This is a genomic window from Streptomyces bungoensis (assembly GCF_001514215.1).
In the GTDB taxonomy this organism is placed as follows: Bacteria; Actinomycetota; Actinomycetes; order Streptomycetales; family Streptomycetaceae; genus Streptomyces; species Streptomyces bungoensis.
This window is the reverse complement of the sequence record NZ_KQ948851.1, coordinates 585,149-601,516: the sequence shown is the minus strand read 5'-3', so window position 1 is coordinate 601,516 and position 16,368 is coordinate 585,149. Positions and strand designations below refer to the sequence as shown.

General features: G+C 70.7%; 13 protein-coding genes and 2 pseudogenes. 6 read left to right on the top strand and 9 right to left on the bottom strand.

All coding sequences use genetic code 11. The features are described 5' to 3' along the window. Window positions 1-17 precede the first annotated feature (17 nt). The 6 genes from AQJ66_RS02380 to AQJ66_RS02355 form a co-directional block, all read right to left on the bottom strand. Complete coding sequence (locus AQJ66_RS02380; protein WP_061915624.1) at window positions 18-686, bottom strand: response regulator; 669 nt, start codon at window positions 684-686, stop codon at window positions 18-20. After that, a complete protein-coding gene (locus AQJ66_RS02375) occupies window positions 683-1,963 on the bottom strand; it encodes a sensor histidine kinase (RefSeq protein WP_061915622.1) in 1,281 nt (426 codons plus the stop codon). The genes AQJ66_RS02380 and AQJ66_RS02375 overlap by 4 nt, the downstream gene beginning before the upstream one ends. A 27-nt stretch (window positions 1,964-1,990) precedes the next feature. Next, entirely contained in the window at window positions 1,991-2,830 is an 840-nt protein-coding gene (locus tag AQJ66_RS02370) for an ABC transporter permease (RefSeq protein WP_061915619.1), read from the bottom strand. Beyond that, on the bottom strand, window positions 2,827-3,765 hold the full coding sequence (locus AQJ66_RS02365) for an ABC transporter ATP-binding protein (RefSeq protein WP_061915615.1): 939 nt from the start codon (window positions 3,763-3,765) through the stop codon (window positions 2,827-2,829). Before AQJ66_RS02365 ends, AQJ66_RS02370 begins: the two co-directional genes overlap by 4 nt. A 942-nt stretch (window positions 3,766-4,707) precedes the next feature. Beyond that, window positions 4,708-5,637, bottom strand: coding sequence for a M48 family metalloprotease (locus AQJ66_RS02360; RefSeq protein WP_061915611.1), 930 nt, complete (start codon window positions 5,635-5,637; stop codon window positions 4,708-4,710). Beyond that, window positions 5,634-6,005 carry a BlaI/MecI/CopY family transcriptional regulator gene (locus AQJ66_RS02355; RefSeq protein WP_061915608.1) on the bottom strand — a complete coding sequence of 124 codons (372 nt, stop codon included), beginning with the start codon at window positions 6,003-6,005 and terminating at the stop codon, window positions 5,634-5,636. The genes AQJ66_RS02360 and AQJ66_RS02355 overlap by 4 nt, the downstream gene beginning before the upstream one ends. Before the next feature lie 135 nt (window positions 6,006-6,140). On the opposite strand from AQJ66_RS02355, the gene AQJ66_RS02350 reads away from it, so the two are divergent. The 5 genes and pseudogenes from AQJ66_RS02350 to AQJ66_RS02330 all read left to right on the top strand — a co-directional run. Further along, window positions 6,141-6,809 carry a DedA family protein gene (locus AQJ66_RS02350; protein ID WP_061915605.1) on the top strand — a complete coding sequence of 223 codons (669 nt, stop codon included), beginning with the start codon at window positions 6,141-6,143 and terminating at the stop codon, window positions 6,807-6,809. Further along, window positions 6,806-7,411 carry a phosphatase PAP2 family protein gene (locus AQJ66_RS02345; RefSeq protein ID WP_061915602.1) on the top strand — a complete coding sequence of 202 codons (606 nt, stop codon included), beginning with the start codon at window positions 6,806-6,808 and terminating at the stop codon, window positions 7,409-7,411. The genes AQJ66_RS02350 and AQJ66_RS02345 overlap by 4 nt, the downstream gene beginning before the upstream one ends. Then, window positions 7,408-8,238, top strand: coding sequence for a phosphatase PAP2 family protein (locus tag AQJ66_RS02340; protein ID WP_061915599.1), 831 nt, complete (start codon window positions 7,408-7,410; stop codon window positions 8,236-8,238). Before AQJ66_RS02345 ends, AQJ66_RS02340 begins: the two co-directional genes overlap by 4 nt. After that, the gene (locus AQJ66_RS02335; RefSeq protein WP_061915595.1) at window positions 8,192-8,854 is read left to right on the top strand and encodes a response regulator transcription factor; all 663 of its coding nucleotides are present in this window, start codon (window positions 8,192-8,194) and stop codon (window positions 8,852-8,854) included. The genes AQJ66_RS02340 and AQJ66_RS02335 overlap by 47 nt, the downstream gene beginning before the upstream one ends. A gap of 1 nt (window position 8,855) precedes the next feature. Next, window positions 8,856-9,566: pseudogene (locus AQJ66_RS02330) on the top strand (sensor histidine kinase); the annotation flags it as partial. Between the two features lie 28 nt (window positions 9,567-9,594). Here AQJ66_RS02330 and AQJ66_RS02325 read toward each other — a convergent pair. Then, window positions 9,595-10,386 carry a COG4705 family protein gene (locus tag AQJ66_RS02325; RefSeq protein ID WP_061915592.1) on the bottom strand — a complete coding sequence of 264 codons (792 nt, stop codon included), beginning with the start codon at window positions 10,384-10,386 and terminating at the stop codon, window positions 9,595-9,597. Window positions 10,387-11,824: 1,438 nt separating this feature from the next. Continuing rightward, window positions 11,825-12,925: pseudogene (locus AQJ66_RS36865) on the bottom strand (IS110 family RNA-guided transposase). A 682-nt stretch (window positions 12,926-13,607) separates the two neighbouring features. Between AQJ66_RS36865 and AQJ66_RS39855 the strand changes: the two are divergent. Next, a complete protein-coding gene (locus AQJ66_RS39855; RefSeq protein WP_244162717.1) occupies window positions 13,608-14,696 on the top strand; it encodes a hypothetical protein in 1,089 nt (362 codons plus the stop codon). Between the two features lie 495 nt (window positions 14,697-15,191). Here the strand turns inward: AQJ66_RS39855 and AQJ66_RS02305 are convergent, their stop codons facing one another. Then, window positions 15,192-16,331 carry a PucR family transcriptional regulator gene (locus AQJ66_RS02305; RefSeq protein WP_061915587.1) on the bottom strand — a complete coding sequence of 380 codons (1,140 nt, stop codon included), beginning with the start codon at window positions 16,329-16,331 and terminating at the stop codon, window positions 15,192-15,194. Between the last annotated feature and the right edge of the window lie 37 nt (window positions 16,332-16,368).

Sequence of the window (16,368 nt, the reverse complement as noted above, 5' to 3'; positions counted from 1 at the left end):
GCCGCCGCTCATCGGGTTCAGTCGGCGTTGGGCCGGGCGAGGCCGTGGTCGTAGGCGAAGATCACGGCCTGGATCCGGTCGCGGGCTCCGATCTTGGCCAGGACGCGGCCGACGTGGGTCTTGACGGTGGACTCGGAGAGCACGAACCGGGCGGCGATCTCGCCATTGGTCCAGCCCTTGCCGACGGCGACGAGGATCTCCCGTTCGCGGTCGGTGAGGGATCCGAGCCTCGGGTCGTCGGCGGCGTTCCCCCGGTGGGCGGGGACGTACTGGGCGTACTCGTCCAGGAGGCGGCGGGTGAGGGCGGGTGCGATCACGGCGTCACCGGAGGCGACCGCGCGGATGCCAGCGAGGAGTTCCTCGGGGCGCGCGTCCTTGAGGAGGAAGCCGCTGGCGCCGGCCCGGATCGCGGCGTGGACGTACTCGTCGAGGTCGAACGTCGTGAGCACAAGGACGCGTGAGCGGCCGCCGGCGGCGACGATACGGCGGGTGGCCTCGATGCCGTCCATGCCGGGCATGCGGACGTCCATGAGGACGACGTCCGGGCGCAGTTCGGCGGCCTTGCGGACGGCCTCCGCGCCGTGGGCGGCCTCCCCGACGACGTCGGTCTCGGGGACGGAGTCCAGGAGCAGGTGGAAGCCGTAGCGTTGCAGCGGCTGGTCGTCCACGATGAGGACGGTGGTCACCGGTCACCGCCCCGGGGCGTGAGGTCGAGGACGGCTTCGACGCTCCACCCTCCGTCGTCCGTGGGTCCCGCGCTGACGGTGCCGCCGTACAGAGCGGCTCTTTCTCGCATGCCCACCAGGCCGTGCCCTTCCTCGTTCGGCGGTCCCGGCTGTGCGGCCGGGCCGGTGTCCTGGACCCGGATGCTCAGCCGGGTGTCCGTCACGGCGACCGCCAGGTGCGCCCGGGCGTCGTCGGCGGCGTGCTTCATGGTGTTGGTGAGGGCTTCCTGGACGATGCGGTACACCGTCAGCTGGACCCCGTCGTCCAGGGCCTCGGCGTCGCCGGAGGTCCGGTAGACGACCTCCAGTCCAGCGGCGCGCACCGTGGCGCACAGGGCGCCGACGTCCGCGATGCCGGGCTGCGGGCTGAGCTCGGGCCCGCCGGCCGGGCCGTCCCCGGTCTCGCGCAGTACGCCGAGCACGCGCCGCAGCTCGCCGAGGGCCTGCCGGCCGGTGTCGCCGATGAGCCGCAGGGCCTCCTTGCCCCGTTCGGGTGCGATGTCGGTGGCGTAGGCGCCGGCGTCGGCGAGCGTGATGATGACGGACAGGTTGTGGCCGACGATGTCGTGCATCTCGCGCGCTACCCGGGTGCGTTCGGTGGCGGCCGCGAGTCTGCTGCGCTGGTCGCGCTCGATCTCCAGCCGGGCCGCCCGGTCCCGCAGTCCTGCGAGCTGGGCCCGGCGGATTCGTACCACGAGGCCGAGCGCGAGGGCCGCGGTCGCCGTGCTCAGCAGGAAGAACAGCGCGTCCCAGACGGACACGGCCGAGGACGCGCGGACGGCGACCAGCAGCATGGCCCCGGCCATCACCGCACCGGCCCACGGCAGCTGCCGCAGCCGACCGTGCAGGGCCAGGCTGTACAGGGCAATGAAGAGGGCGACGTCAGCGCGCAGCGCCGCGCCCAGGGACCATTGGAGGACGAACACCGCGGCGATGACGCCGAAGGCCGCCATCGGCCTGCGTCGCCGCCACAGCAGGGGCAGCACCAGTCCTGCCTGCAGTGCCAGCATTCCCGCGACGGGCAGCTCGGTGAAGGCGAGCCGGAAGCGGCGTGGTCCGTCGCCGTCGTCCACACCGCCGCGCAGCAGGTCGGGCAGGCAGAACATCAGGAAGACCACGATCAGGACCGCGGTGTCCAGCACCCACGGATGTGTCCGGTCGGCCTGCCGCAACCGCTGGCCACCCCGGGACAGCCGGGCGACCAGCGGTCCCATCCCGCTGATGTCATCGTTGGTCACGGACGTCACCTGTCCATGGTGCGGGCGTCAGACGTCGGTGCGCGCGAGCCGGTACGCCGCGCCGCCCAGCGCCAGCGCCGTCCAGCACAGGAAGACCATCAGCCCGGCGCCCGGCGACAGGGTCGTCGAGTCGTGGGTCAGCGCGAACATCGACTCACCCGCGTTGGACGGCAGATAGGGGCTTATGTCGTCCCGCCAGGAACTCGGCAGCAGGGAGATCAGCCCCGGGATCAGCATCAGGGCGGCGACCAGCACCGAGATCCCACCGGCCACCGACCGCAGCAGCGCGCCCAGCGCGGTTCCGATCACTCCGACGAGGCCGAGGTAGAGCCCGGCGCCCAGCAGACTCCGCAGTACGCCGGCGTGCGAGAGGCTCATGGCCGCGGGCGTGCCCGAGACGATTCCACTGCCGAACAGGAAGGCGACGAATCCACCCACCGTCCCCACGACCAGGGCGACCAGTCCGAAGACAGCAGCCTTGGACCACAGCACGGGCAGCCGGCGGGGCACCGCCGCGAGCGTGGAACGGATCATGCCGGTCGAGTACTCGCCTGCCGTGACCAGCACGCCGAGCACGCCGAGGGCCAGCTCGGCGAAGTTCGTGCCGAAGAGGGACAGGCTGACGGCCGTCGAATCGGCGAAGTCCCGGTCCATGTGGCCGGAGCCGATCCCCGACTTGTAGCGGCTCGCGGAGATCAGGCCGAAGGCCACCAGGAAGAGCAGGCCGAGGCCCAGGGTGATCCAGGTCGAGCGCAGGGACCACAGCTTGGCCCACTCGGAGGCGAGCACGCGCCGTCCGGTCACCCGGTAGGCGGGGCGGGCGGGAGTGGTCCTGGGTTCCTCCGCGGTCGCGGTGAGGGTGCTCATGCGGGCCTCCCGAGGGTGTCGATGCCGGTCGTGGAGCCGTGGTACTCCACGGCATCCCTGGTCAGGTCCATGAACGCCTCCTCCAGTGACACGCTCCGCGCGCTCAGCTCGAACAGCGCGATCCCGTGCTCGGCGGCCTTCAACCCGATCTCGCGGGCGGTCAGCCCGGTCACCTGGAGCTCCTCGGAGCCGATCCGGCCGGTGATGTCGACGTCCGGCCCGGCGAGTACGTCTCGCAGCCGGGCCGGGTCCTGGGTGACGACCTTCACCGTGTCGCCGCCGGCCTCGCGGATCAGGTCTGCCACGGTCGTGTCGGCCAGCAGCCGTCCGCGTCCCACGATGATCAGGTGGTCCGCCACCAGGGCCATCTCGCTCATCAGGTGGGAGGACACGAACACCGTCCGACCCTCGTCGGCGAGTCGTTTCAGGAGGTTGCGGATCCAGAGCACCCCTTCCGGGTCCAGCCCGTTGACCGGCTCATCGAGCATCACCGTCTGCGGGTCGCCCAGCAGCGCGGCCGCGATGCCCAGCCGCTGGCCCATCCCCAGGGAGAAGGCGCCGGCCCGCTTCTTCGCCACGCTGTCGAGCCCGGCGAGGCCGATGACCTCGTCGACCCGGCTGCCGGGAATGCCGTGGGTGAGCGCGAGCGCTTTGAGGTGGTTGTACGCCGAGCGGCCCGGGTGGATCGACTTGGCCTCCAGGAGGGCGCCGACCTCCTGCAGCGGAGCCTGGTGGCGGGCGTAGTGGTGGCCGTTGACGGTGACGGAACCGCTGGTCGGCGCGTCAAGGCCGACGATCATGCGCATGGTCGTGGATTTACCCGCGCCGTTGGGCCCCAGGAAGCCGGTCACCGTGCCGGGCTTCACCACGAAGTCCAGCCCGTCGACGGCCGTCTTCTCGCCGTACCTCTTGGTCAACCGCCGTGCGTCGATCATTCGCGTTCTCCCTGTCGGGCTCCGGCGTCCGTCACTTCGGACGCCTCACCGGCAACGCTAGGTGCCGAATCACCCGGATCCGGTGGTACCGGGAGGCTGAACCGCGGCGGGCGCGTAGTACCGCGGTACTACGTGGCCACTTGCGCTGCTTCCGTGTTCGCCGGCCCCACAGCCGTCACAGCGGGCGCCCTCCCAGCGCCTGCGGCGCACCGGGCCCTTTCTCGACCAGGGGCCTCGCCGTCCGACGCGGCGTCGGCCAGTACCCGCGTGGCACAGGGGCCCCAGGGAAGGCGCTCGTCATGACGTGCGGTGGGGGAGGCGGGACCAGAGGGCCCGCACTCGCGCGGGGGCACCGCTCGCCAGGCGCCGCAGGACGGCACGGCGGCCGGCAGGGCGCCGTGCAGCCTCGGATTCCGTTGGCATCAGCCGGCATCACAGGACGGAGCGGCGGATCACTGGCCCCGGCACCAGCAGGCCGGGGAACAGTGGCAGCCAGGCCGCCAGCGGCCGGTAGCCGAAGACCGCCGACAGGGCCGCGGCTGCCGGCACCCCGGCAAGCCCGGACCACTCGGGGTGGGAAGCAGTACGGTGGCGCCGCCGGCAAGGAGATACTCCATGCAGAAGCGGCGGTCACGGAGCGCGCGTCGACCGCCCGCGCCCTCGCCCGGGCAGCGCTCGCGGGCCGGCCGCCCGGCGCCACCGCACGGATTCGGCTCCACCGGCCGCGCGGTCTCCCGCCGTATAGTCGCCCTCAAGGCCACCCCACCTCCACACCTGTGGCCGCAGGGCGGGGACCGTTTTGGCGCTTGGCGCCCTCACTGCACTGGGCGCCGCCGACGCGACCGGCGACCTGCTCCGGCTGCTGGAGCTGGTCCTCGCCCGCGAATGATCACGCGGCGGGCCGATCCCGTCTCCGGCGGTGGGCCTCCGGGGCGGAACCGGTCAGGGAGCCTCCTCGCCCTGGGCGACCTCGACCTCGTGGTGGAAGTCGACGACGCCTGCCGCTCCGGCGGCGACGGACAGGACCGTGCAGGCCACGAGAAGGAACGCGGTACGGCGGGTGGTGCGCGGGCGGGTCCGGGCGGGCGCGAGGAGCGCCGCGACGCGTTGCGGCACCGGTCCGGTCGTCGCCGCGGGCGCGAAGTCCGGTCGGGTGGAGGCAGAGGCGTTTCCGGCGAGGGCGGCGCGGGCGATGGCCGTGGCGATCAGGCGCCGGTCCCCGGTGACCTCCGCGGCGGCCTCGTCGGCGGCCCGCTCGGCGGCGAACCGGATGGTGGCGCGGGTGGCGCGCAGGGCGGGGTGGCAGTGGGCGGCGAGTTCGGCGGCGGCCAGGAAGTAGTGGTGGCCGGCCCGGTTGTGGGCGCGCTCATGGGCGAAAAGGGCCTCACGCTCGGCAGGTCCCAGAGTGCGCAGCATGGCGGTGGTGACGACGATGCGGTGGGGCCGTCCGGGCAGGGCGTACGCGTCCGGATCGGGCGATTCGATCACGCACAGGTCACCTGCGGTGGGACGGCGGTCGGCCTGCCTGCGGGCGGTCTGGAAGGCGCGGGTCTGCCGGAAGGCCGAGCGTGCGAGAGTCCAGACGCCGAGGCTGAGCACCCCGGTGGCCGCCATGGCGGCGGGGAGGACGACGTAGTCCGAGGGGGTCCGCAGGGGGTGGACGAGTTCGCCGAGGGCGGCGAAGGCGGGGAGTTTGAGCAGTCCGGTCAGGACGAGGGCGCCGAGAGCGGCGACGCAGGTTCCCGCCAGCGCCAGGGTAGAGGCGGTGAGGACCCACAGCGCGGTGGCGGGAGCCAGTCGGTCGAGGGTTCGGCGGGCCAGTGTCGGCGCGAGGAAGGGCAGGATCAGCGGGAGGAGCAGCAGAGCGGTCATCGCTCCTCACCCTCCAGGAGCCGGCGCAGGTGCTGCTCGTCGCCGGGACTGAGCTGGGCCACGAAGCGGGCCAGGACCGTCTCCCGGTCGGTGTCACGGTCGAGTTCGGTGTGCATGCGCCGGGCGGTCAGGCCGGGCGCGTCCTGCACGGGGAAGTAGGCGTAGCCGCGGCCCTGCCGCTCCCGGTCGACGACGCCCTTCTCGTGCAGACGGGTCAGTATCGTCGCCACCGTCGTCCGGGCCAGGCCGGAGCCGAGCTCGATCTGCACCCGCCCTGGCGTGAGTGGGGCCCCGGCGGCCCACAGCGCGGCCATGACGGCGGCTTCGAGCTCGCCTGCCGGCCGCCTCTCGTCCCTCGCGTCGGTCATGGGAACGTCCCTCACTCCCCCATCGTCTACAGTTCAGTAGACCGTCTACAAGATTGTAGTCAGTCGCCGGATGCCCTCGCTTCAGCGTTTCGCCGCATCCGACACTCCGGAAGAACGATGAAGGGGCCTCCGACGATGACCACAGCCGTACACCTATCGTCGCAGCTCGCCGTCAATGTGCTCGACGCGCGGTCGCTGCTGTCCGCGTTCGGCGTGCTGGGCGTGGGCGTGGTGCTGTTCGCCGAGACCGGGCTCCTGATCGGCTTCTTCCTCCCGGGCGATTCCCTGCTGTTCACGGCCGGCCTGCTGTGCACCGGCACCGCCGGGAGCGGCCTGAAGCTGTCGCTCGCCCCGCTCCTGGTCGCCGCGGCGGTGGGAGCGCTGGCCGGCTCGCAGTGCGGGTACCTCCTGGGCCGTCGAGCGGGCGGCACCCTGCTCGCCCGAAGCCGCTCAGCCCGCCTGCACGAGGGGGCGAGACGCGCGGAGGAGCTGCTGGAACGCTACGGGTACGCGAAGGCGATCATCCTGGCCCGCTTCGTTCCGGTGGTGCGCACGGTCCTGAACCCGATGGCGGGCGCCCTGCGGGTGCCGGTGCGGACGTTCACCGTCTGGCAGGTGACCGGCGGTCTGGTGTGGAGCCTGGGGCTCACCCTGGCGGGCTACGCGCTGGGTTCCTCCGTGCCGAACGTGGACCGCTATCTGCTGCCGATGGTCGCGGTGATCGTGGGCCTGTCGCTGATTCCGGTCGCCTCCGAGGTGTACCGCTCGCGCCGGGACGCGAAGGCGAAGGAGGCACGCGGATGATCATCGCACTTGACGGCTCGCCGGTCGACGGCCCGGCCTACACCGACGTGGTGAACCTCGCCCGGCACTCCCCCGTCTGGCTGGACGACACGGTGTCGGCCTGGTCGACGTACGGTCTCGCCCTGTTCGCGGTGCTCATGGCCGTCGGCTGGTGGCACGCCCGGCGTGTGGGCGCCACCGCGTCCGTGACCGCACTCGCCGTGCCGTTCGTCGTGGTCGTGGCCTTCGGGGTGGACGCGGTGCTGAAGCTGCTGGTGCGCGAGGACCGGCCCTGCCAGAGCCTGCGGGTGACCACACTGGAGGCGTGTCCGGCGCCCGGCGACTGGTCCTTCCCCAGCAACCACGCGGCCATCGCCGCCGCGGCGGCCGTCGCCCTGCTGTTCGTCTCCCGCCGACTCGGTGCGGTCGCCGTCGTGGCCGCCTGCGCGATGGCCGCCTCGCGTGTCTGGGTGGGCGCGCACTATCCCCACGACGTGCTGGCCGGGGTCGTGGTGGGCGCGCTCGCCGCCTTCCTCGTCATGTCGGCACTGCGCAGGCGTGCGGAGGCCGCAGCCCTGCGGCTCGCGGCCACCCGTCTGCGTCCACTGCTGGTGGTGTCGTGAAGCGCGGCGAGGTCGCCGAACTGGCCGGCAGCTGCGGTCTCGGAGCGTGGACGGCCTTCGGCGTGCTGACCATGGTCGTGGTGGGCCACGACGGCACACCGCTGTTCGCGGACGCCGACTTGCTCTCGTGGTCCGTCGGCCACCGGCCCGACGTGGCGGTGGCGCTCGCCCGCGGGCTGACCGACACCGGGACCGGTGTCATCCCGTACGCGCTGGCGGTGCTGGCCGCGCTCATCGCGGGGCGCACCCCACGGCAGCGCGGGCTCGCCGTGGCGCTCTGTCTGGGCTGCCTTGGGGCGGGCCAGGCGCTGCGGTACGCGGTGATGGCACTTGTCACCCGGCCGCGGCCACCCCTGACGGACTGGGCGACGCATGCCTCGGGATGGGCGTTCCCGTCCGGTCACACCACCACCGCGGCCCTCACCGCGGGGCTGCTGATCATCGCCATCCGCATACGCGGCCCGCGTGGCAGGACTGTACTCACCCTGGTCATCGGCGGCTGGGGCGCGCTGGTCGGGCTGACCCGCGTCTACCTCGGAGTGCACTGGTTCACCGACGTCGTCGGCGGCTGGCTGTTCGCCCTCGGGTGGCTCGGCCTGTATCTGAGCGCTGTGGCCCGCTGGCTTCCCGGCCGATGGGCCCTCGGCACGACAGACACGGACACGGACACGGAGGCGGACTCGGCGCGCGGCACGGCAGAACCGACGGCCGGCACAGCAGGGGGCCGGACGCACGCGACACCGGAACACATGGACGTCCCACGAGAGCAGAGGGAGGACCATGCGCCGGACGATCCTGGTCGTCGAGGACGATCACGCCCTGCGTGACGTGCTGATGCGCGGACTGCGCGCCGAGGGCTTCGACCCCGTGCCCGCACCGGACGGCGCCACCGCCCTGCGGCTTGCCACCGCCGACATCTCCGCGACCGTGCTCGACATCGGGCTGCCCGATGCCGACGGACGGGAGGTGTGCACGGCCATGCGCGCGAACGGGTTCCTCTCCCCCGTCATCTTCCTGACCGCCCACCACCGACTGAGCGACCGGCTGTCAGGGTTCTCGGCTGGAGGCGACGACTACCTGCCCAAGCCCTTCCACCTCACCGAACTCGCGGCCCGCCTGCGGGCAGCCCTCAAACGGGCCGCACCACCGCATGCCGTCACTGCGGGAGACCTGGCGCTGGACGCAGTCCGGCACGTGGTCAGCGTCCGAGGCATCGGGGTCGACCTGACACCGATCGAGTTCCGTCTCCTGGCGGCGCTCATGGCTGCATCCGGCGGCATCGTGTGCCGCCGCGAACTGGTCCGGGCGGCTTGGCCCGAGGGTGCCCAGGTCCACGAGAACACCCTCGACCAGTATCTGACCCGCCTGCGCCGAAAGCTGCGCGCGGCAGGCAGCGAGCGGACCATCGGCACGGCACGCGGGGTCGGCCACCGGCTGTCATGAGCGGCACCCGGCCGAATCAGCGCGCCTCGGTACCTCACTGGACGCCATACTGGACCGCATCCGCACCCTCCTGCGCCACGAGCGGCACCTCACCGGGGAACTCTCGCACGAGCTGCACACACCCCTCAGCCGGATCATCGCCGAACTCGACTGGTGGCAGACCCATCCCCGCACCGCCGAGACCCACGCCACCCACAAGGTAATCGCGGAAGCCGCCCAGACCATGCGCACCATCTGCGACACCCTCCTCGACGACGCCCGCGGCGGCACACTCACCGCTCCCGGCACCACCGAGGTCCTCCCCACGCTGCGACGCCTCACCGAAGTCCTCGGCATGCCATCCCACTTGACGGTTGCCGCTGACGGCCCGCCACTGAAGGCCGGAGTCCCACCCGCCCTCCTCGAACGCATCGTCAGCCCGTTCCTGTCCAACGCCTGCCGTTACGCCCGCTCACACATCGCCGTTCGCGCCCACCGCGCACCCGACGGCGTGCGCATCGATGTCATCGACGACGGCCCCGGCGTACCGCCCCCGTTCGCCGGACAGCTCTTCGAGCCCGGCCGGCGCACGGATCCCGGTGACGGACACGGCGGAGTGGGCCTGGGTCTGCCGCTGGCACGACGTCTGGCCCGCTTCGCCGACGGCGAGGTGACGTACGACCGCGGACACACTCCCGGGGCACGGTTCGTGGTGGGCGTGCCTGCCGGGTGACCGTGCCGCGGTCAACGCCACCCGGACATCACGGTGCGATGTCGCGCTGGACGTCCTTGCGGGAGACGGCCAGGTAGCCGACGAAGCCGAGGATCGCCACCGTCCAGGACAGCGTGACCGGCCCCAGGCCCAGCGCGAGCCCGCCCCGGCCGTGGCCCAGGGCCATCCAGTCGGCGACCGAGGCACCGAGCGGGCGGGTGATGACGTACGCCGCCCAGAACGCGGCGACCGCGTTCATGCTCCCCCACCGGTGAGCGACAGCCGGGACGGCGATCGCGGCGGCGTACAGGACCGCGGAACCCAGGTAACCGAGGCCGATCGAGGCGGTGAGGTCGCCCGCGGCGGTGCCCAGCGCAAACGTGGCCAGCACGGCGGCCCAGTAGAAGCTCTCGCGGCGCCGGGTGTGGACGCTGTGGATGGACAGGGTGCGCTCGCTGCGGTACCAGAGGACGAAGACGACGGCCAGCGCGGCCAGGAAGAATGGGGTCGAGAACGTGTACGGCACGGCGAGGCCGACATGCAGGACGTCGGCGGCCATCGTGCCGAACACGCTGACCATGACGATCGCCGTCCAGTAGACCCAGGCCACGTACCGACGAACGGCGAACTGCACCGCCAGAGCGGCCACCAGGGCGACGCCGCCGAGGCCCACGGCGGGGACCGGGCCGAGCAGGTGGGCCAGGAAGTCGGACGCCGTCTCGCCCATCCCGGTGGTCAGCACCTTGATGATCCAGAAGTAGACGGTCACCTCCGGCACCTTGCTCGCCGCGTGACGGATGTGGCCCGCGGGCCGGTTGTGAGTGAGGTGATCAGTCGACATGGCAGGCACCATGACACGGTGCCCGGCGCTCGCCCCAGACCCCTTTGCCAGAGTTTTGGCGCTTCCGGTACGGGAGTTGCCCAAGGCTCCGCCGGACCTGAACGCGACCTGAACACAGACGCAGATGCACTGGTCAGCAGCGCGCGGCCAGTGATACTGACTGTCTCCCGGCATCGGCATGACCGCTGCAAAGCATGACGCGACAGTTGGCCGACCCAACGGCCGGACATCGATCCCGTCACGCGTTCGAGTCCGTCTAGGTGCGTCTGAACGCCGCTGGACGAGGGCAAGCACGGTGTCGCCGGTGTTGTGCAGCGTCGCCTCTGGCAGACCGATGCAGCCGCCGCGGTTGGTCACCGGCGAGATCGCACGCCGGCGCCAGGCCCACCGGTTCCACGTGCTGGCGCTGGCTGCGCAGGCAAGACCCGACGTCACGGCAAGCCGAGCAGTGCCTTTGTCTGCCGTCAATCAGTGCGTGACTGCGGCTAATGGAGGCCAGCAATCACGTGCAGTCTGGACCGCCTGTGCCCAACGTGATCCGCGGGGGAATTCCCCGGCCTTGCCGGTCCGCGATGAGAGCGGGCGGACGATGCCTAATCCTTCAGATCGAAGCAGCTACCGGCCAGCGCACCATGTCACCGCAGTATCCGCATCCCCTGAATTGCACCGGGTTCAGGGACGTGAGCAAATCCGAGCTTGAGCCACACTTCGTACAGTTCCCGGTCCCACGCAGACAACACGATCTCCTGACCGGGCACCCGAGTAAACAACTCATCGACCAGGCGCGCGCCACTCCCATTCGTCGAAACTTGGGAGAAACGCGAAGCGCATAAAGCCGAACGTAGCTAGGCTCGTCGCCTGCCGCGCGCTGCAGACTGGAGTGAAGCCATCCCAGTTCAACTGCCGGTGGCCAGCCAGCCGATCCGGCCTCCCGCACTCACCGACCCGGTCGCACTGGGAGGGGCCGCACCCCTCGTACGGACGGATGAGCGGGTGCGATCGCGAATCAGACACCCGAGAGAGTCACAGGCACGCGGATCGTACGAATCACCGACCGCATCGCGCGCAGCCAGCGCGTTCGATCTCGACAGAGGAGCCGCACCCGAGTGCTCCGGTGTGGCTTCGCCGTCTCACGGATCCGCGCAGCGACCCCGCCACGACGGGCCTCGGTGGGGCCTCGCCGTATCACTCTCGTGTCACACCGCAATCACCAACTGGGCAGACCGTCCCGGACCAAAACGCTATGACCTGCAATTTCCTGCCCGCGCCGGACTGGTGTAGACGTCCCTGGACGGTCTTTACAACCTGTGCCATGTGGTACCCAGTGAGGGACCCAAGATCAGGACCGGAGCGTCTTCTGGCCCGTCAAAGCGGTATTGCAGGGTGTTCGGGGGTGTCTCACTCACGCCCCAGACCCTCTCACGTCTCATGACTGCCCCTATGACGGGGGTTGCAACTGCACAGGTCTGACCAGGTGGAAGACCTCCCGGGCCGCGTAGCGCTTGAGGCTTCGGACTATCTCGCGCCGGGTCTTCCCCTCCTTGCTCCGGCGTTCGTAGTACTCCTGGGTACGCGGATCGACGCGCAGGCGGGTCTGCACGATCCGGTGCAGGGCCGCGTTCGCCTGCCGGTCGCCGCCCCGGTTGAGGCGCCGGTACTGCCGACTGCCCGAGGAACGCTCGACGGGGCTGACCCCGCACAGCGCCGCGAACGACGCCTCACTGCCCAGGCGTTCCGGGTTGTCCCCGATCGTGATCAGCAAAGTGACGGCTGTGTCCGGACCGATGCCCACCACCTCGAGCAGCTGCGGAGCGTGGCGCTCCACCAACCGGGTCAGGCGGCCTTCCAGGTCCTGGACCTCGTCGCTGAGCTGCCTGATGCGCCGGGCCAGGAGTCCCAGGGTGACGTGGGCGGCGTGAAGCACCGCTCCCCCGCCGGTCTCGTGGTTCAGGCTGTCGTCGACGAGCCTGGCGCAGGTGCGGAAAAGTTCTGCGTTGCCCAGCCCGGCAAGTTCCTCTCTCAGCTGCGGATCGGCACGGATGAGGACAGCCTTGAGTTGGTTGATCGCCTGGGTGCGGGCCTTGACCGCCGAGTCCTTGGCCAGCTTGTACATGCGGGCGATCTCCACTGGCCCATCACCCGTCTTGGCCTGGGCGCGCGCCCGCCCGCTCAGCACCGCCCGGGCCGCGTTCTCGGCATCGAGTGGGTCGGACTTGCCTCGCCGTCGTCGGTCGGCCCGGTCGAACCGGTTCACATCGAAGACGTCCACGCCCTGGGCCAGCAGTTAGCGGGACAGGGCCGCCCCGAAGGAACCGGTCCCTTCCACTCCGGCCCGCCGCACCGTACCCGACGCCCTGGCCCACCCCAGCAGGTTGCGGTAGCCGGCCGCGCTGGCCGGGAACTCCTGGGTGCCGATAACTTCCCCCACCAGGGAGAGCACGGCGGCCACATGGGCATCCCGGTGCGTGTCCACTCCCAGGACCACCTCCCTCGCCGGCCGACGCCGACGAGGACGCGAAGCGGTGGACGTGCCGGTCATGCTCGTTCCCTTTCAGGCCGACGGCTTATCGCGTAGCCGGTAGCGGGCCGTGCGGACGGTCAGAATCGTGATGACGCCTTCCGGCAAGCCCCTATCGAGACACGTCCATCAGCCCGAGACCAACAGTGCGCAGTCCCCTGGCCGGCGGTCGACACAGTGTGATCAGGACACCTCGGTCAGAGATCTCAGGAGTCAGACCCCGCCGTAGGACAGGCACCCACCTACGGTTCTCGGCCCAACCGGCTTCCAGCCACGTCAGCCCGCTCGTTCGAGCGAAGTGACTCGAAGCACCGGTCGCCTACCACCGGAACTGGCACCATGCCGCCGTCGTGCGTCACCTCGAGTCGAAGGCGGACCATTGGAACGGCGGGTCAATGAGCGGCAGCTGTCGGTGTTGCAGTGGGTGGGAGCCGGGTGCCCTGCAGGCGTATGGAACACAAGCTCCTACAAGACCACCTGCCAGGCACTCCACAACCGGGGCCTGGTGACGGTCTCCCGGAAGGCCGGGCAGTGGAGCGTCGCCCTGACAAGCGCCGGTCGGCACTACCTGGCGCACGGCACGTACCCTCCCCGCGGATCACGCCCGCGGAAGACCCAGGCCGCCGGTCCACGACCTAAGTCCACCCGAGCACAGGCAACTCCGGCCACCGAGCGGAAGCCAAGCCCTCCCTCACATCCTCGTGTGACGCTCACGGAGCAGCTGTTACAGGAGCTCGCAGAGGCCGGCGGCAGGATCGTCAAGAGCGGCAGCGGTCCCGGCTTGGAGAAGTGGCCGTCCCGCGTCGCCGCCGCACGCAGGTCCGGAAGGGTTCCGGAGACGAAGGAGCTGTACGGAAACTGGTGCCGCGACGGGTACGAGATCAAGCTCGTCGACATCCCCGCCTGGCGCCTTGCCGTCCTCGACCCCGTCCCCGTGCCCTCGCGGCTGACTCGGCCGCACACCGTGGTGCGGGCCATGCAGAACGAACGCCAGCCGCTGGGCCTGACCAAGCCCGTCCAAGGACGCGCTCTCCGGCTCATCCAGGCACTGATCACCGCCGCCGAGGCCGACGGACACACCTGCTCGGCCGGGCAGACCGGCTTCGCGCCTCCACCTCATCGCCGCCGCAGGGAAAATCCCCACTTCACCATCACCGCACAGGGCCAGACAGTGGGGTTTGTCGTCCTCCAGGAGCAGGACCGGGCCGAGCACGTCGCCACCGAGAAGGAACTCGCCGACGCCAAGAAGCACTCCTGGGTCAGAATCCCCCGCTTCGACTACACCCCGTCCGAACGCCTCCGCATCATCCTCAGCGGCGGCCAGCCACACCGAGCGAGCGAATGGGCCGACGCTCCCGGCCGCGCCCTCGAACAGCAGCTCGCCGAGATCGCACAGGAGGTCACGCTTCGCGGCCAAGCCGCCGAACGCAGACGCCAGGACGAGGCCGAAGCGGCACGCCAGAAGCGCATCCGCTGGGAAGCCGCCATGGAACAAGCCCGCATCCGGTACGCAGAGGCGTACCGCGTCCGGCACCTCGAAGCCCAGGAAGCGGCATGGCGACACGCCACCCGACTGACCCAATACGTGAGCACCGTACACACGCGAGTCGAGGACATGCCTCCGGGCCAGGCCAGAACCGAAGCCGAGGAATGGATCAGCTGGGCAGCGGCCACCGTTGAACGCCTCGACCCATTGAACACACCGCCCCGGCTGCCCGACATTCCCGAGCCACAAGCCGACGACCTGAAACCCTTCCTCGGGCACTGGAGCCCTTACGGTCCCACCTACTGAACGCCCACACCGCACATTGAGCGCCCACAACCGCAGTTCAGGGGCTCTTCGCGACCGGTTCAATCGCGGCACACCGACCTGGTGGGTCATCGGAAAGACGTCCACCTGAGCGATCTTCGGAAAACCCGAGGTCAGATCCCATTTCCTGGCCCATCGCCATGCATGTGGGTGCCCAGGGAGTCAAACGGGGCGTCACGGCCGACAGTCCGCCCTTTCAACCCGGTCGCTCCAGCCTTCGCCAACACCCTGCTCGACGCGACCGGCGTCCTTCTCGGCCAACGCCCGCTCAGTCGCGACCGGGTGTGGCTGGTCGTGCGAGACGCGGGCCTGGCGGATCGACAGGTGGGCGACTCGTGGTGGAACGCTCCCTGTAAGCCGACCTGCTGCACCTTGATCGCGTCGCTCACCCGAGCCGTCCCGGCTGCAAGGACGTCCGGTAGACACCGAGCACGATGCCGGGATCCGCCGGGAGTTCGTGGACGGTCGAAGTACGCGTCAACTGGCCCGAAGACCGACCGCCAGCGTCAGTTCAAGGACCCGGTGCGGCGATGCGAGATCCGGAAACAGCTCCCGCAGCTGCGACATCCGGTACCGGACTGTCTGGGGATGGACGAACAACGCCGCCGCCACCTCGTCCCGCCTGCCCTGGTGCAGCAGCCACGCCCGCAACGTCTCCTCCAGCCGCCGTGCGGTCGCGACAGGCAAGGTGCGCAACGGTGCGAGGGCTCGGGCACGCAGGTCTGCGAACGCGTCCACGTCGGCGCTCAGCACCAGCTCGGGCAGGTGGTCCTCGGTGTCGCGGATATCAGAGGAGAGGGAGCGCGCGCGTGCGGCTCGTGCGTACGAGGATGACGCACGAGTCCATGGCCGGGCCGGGCCGACCACGGCGGTGCGGTCGGTCAGCTGCCGCACGAGATGTGATCGGTCGGAATCGGGGACGAGCAGCACACCGGTGGCGTCCGGCAGATCGTCGAGGACGAGGGTGCTCGGGTCGAGTGTGCGGTAGGCGGGCCGGGCCTGGGCGGCGGGCAGCAGGACGGCCGTCAGCGTAACCGGAGGCTGCCATCCGGCCCGTTGAGCAGAGGCCAGCAGCACGTCCGGGCTCGCGCCGGCGAGGAGGTCGCGGGCCAGGTGTTCCAGGTGGCGCTCGTGGGCCCTGCCCCGGGCGGCCAGTTCGTCGGCGTGGCCCGCGGCGCTCGCGGCGGAGAGCTCGTCAATGTAGGCGAAGGTCAGCTCGGCGAACTTGGCGACCTCGGCGGCGGGCAGACCTGCGGACACGGCGCCCGCTGCCAGGCATCGCCAGGCCACGCGGGCGCCGACGCGGTAGGCGCTGAGCAGGGCGTCCATCGAACGGCCGTCGCGCACCTCGCCGCGGCCCAGCTCGTAGGCCGCGTCACCGCCGTCGCCGCCTGTGGCGTTCCCGCTCGCGAGGTCCAGGTAGTGCCCGAGGGCGGTGCGGACGGCTCGGCGGATGGTGGCGCCCATGTGGCCCGTCAGTGCGTTGGCGTAGGGAGGGACCTCGTCGATGATCGCCTGGACGACCTCGTCGGCGGTGGTCTTCAGCGCGGCCCGAAGTGCGGTGACCGTCGTCTCATCCAGGGCCAGTTCGCTGGCCCTCTGGGTTACACGACTCACGTTTTTATTCCCTGCGAACAATTCCACCCACCAGATT

Coding starts and splice junctions, on each gene's coding strand:
- AQJ66_RS02370 (WP_061915619.1), bottom strand. CDS start 2,830: ATGAGCACCCTCACCGCGACCGCGGAGGAACCCAGGACCACTCCCGCC.
- AQJ66_RS02365 (WP_061915615.1), bottom strand. CDS start 3,765: ATGATCGACGCACGGCGGTTGACCAAGAGGTACGGCGAGAAGACGGCC.
- AQJ66_RS02360 (WP_061915611.1), bottom strand. CDS start 5,637: ATGACCGCTCTGCTGCTCCTCCCGCTGATCCTGCCCTTCCTCGCGCCG.
- AQJ66_RS02355 (WP_061915608.1), bottom strand. CDS start 6,005: ATGACCGACGCGAGGGACGAGAGGCGGCCGGCAGGCGAGCTCGAAGCC.
- AQJ66_RS02350 (WP_061915605.1), top strand. CDS start 6,141: ATGACCACAGCCGTACACCTATCGTCGCAGCTCGCCGTCAATGTGCTC.
- AQJ66_RS02345 (WP_061915602.1), top strand. CDS start 6,806: ATGATCATCGCACTTGACGGCTCGCCGGTCGACGGCCCGGCCTACACC.
- AQJ66_RS02335 (WP_061915595.1), top strand. CDS start 8,192: ATGCGCCGGACGATCCTGGTCGTCGAGGACGATCACGCCCTGCGTGAC.
- AQJ66_RS02325 (WP_061915592.1), bottom strand. CDS start 10,386: ATGTCGACTGATCACCTCACTCACAACCGGCCCGCGGGCCACATCCGT.